The 1,019-nt window shown below is 61.6% G+C and carries 1 protein-coding gene; it reads left to right on the top strand.

The features are described from left to right. Positions 1 to 80: 80 nt before the first annotated feature. On the top strand, positions 81 to 1,019 hold a 939-nt coding region (locus J6525_RS46415), incomplete at its 3' end, for an IS481 family transposase (RefSeq protein WP_225649611.1).

Here is a 1,019-nt window from a genome sequence, read left to right on the forward strand (position 1 = left end):
AAGTGTTTGGTCCCTGCTGATTGGTTTGATGGAATCGGTGTAGAACGAGGCGTGGCCTTTGTCAGGGAGCACCTCGGGTCATGGAACTGAGCTTGCACGCGAACGCCACGACGACGCCGAAGACACGTGCCTACATCCAGCGCAGCCGGAAGTCGGTCGCCCAATTGGCGGCCGAATTGGGGGTCAGCGAGACCACGATTTATCGCTGGCGCAGCCGCACGACGGTCGAAGACCGCTCGCACCGGCCGAAGAACCTCACGACCAGCCTCTCCGCGGTTGAAGAAAGGGCGGTTTGCGAGCTGCGGACGTCGCTGCAGTTGCCGCTGGATGACATCGTCGAGGTGATGCGGCGATGCATCAATGCCAAGCTGTCCCGCAGCGCCATTCACCGCTGCCTGCAGCGCAATGGCATCAGCCGGCTTGCCAAGCCTGACAAACCCAAAGCCGGCGTCTTCGAGAATGCCAGCATCGGCTTCATCCATATCGACGTGAAGTATCTGCCGGCACTGCAGCGCCGCACCAGCTATGCCTTTGTCGCCATCGACCGAGCCACCCGCTACGTCTTTGTCGAGGTCCATTCCAGGCGGGACGGAGCGACCGCGACCGGTTTCCTTAAGCGCTTCCTGGCTGATTTTCCGCACCAGGTTCACACTATCCTCACCGACAACGGTGCCGAGTTCACCGACCGCTTCGCCGTCGACAAGAAGAACAAGCCGCCCGGGAAGCCTTCCGGCGACCACCCCTTTGATCAACTCTGCCGACAGTGCGGCATCCAGCATCGCCTGACCAAGCCCTACCATCCGCAGACCAACGGCCTCGTCGAACGTTTCAACCGGCGCATCGCCGAAGCCATTGGCCGCGAAACAAAGCGTGGCAGCGCCCGGCGGACCTTCATCGATCACGCCGATCGAGACACCTTCATCGCCAGGTTCGTCCACGACTACAACCGGACTCGCCTCAAATGCCTCGGCTACCAGGCCCCGATCCAGGCCGTTGCTAAACTCACGGGACTGAACACG

Origin of the sequence: Bradyrhizobium australafricanum (assembly GCF_020329495.1) — a bacterium.
GTDB lineage: Bacteria > Pseudomonadota > Alphaproteobacteria > Rhizobiales > Xanthobacteraceae > Bradyrhizobium > Bradyrhizobium australafricanum.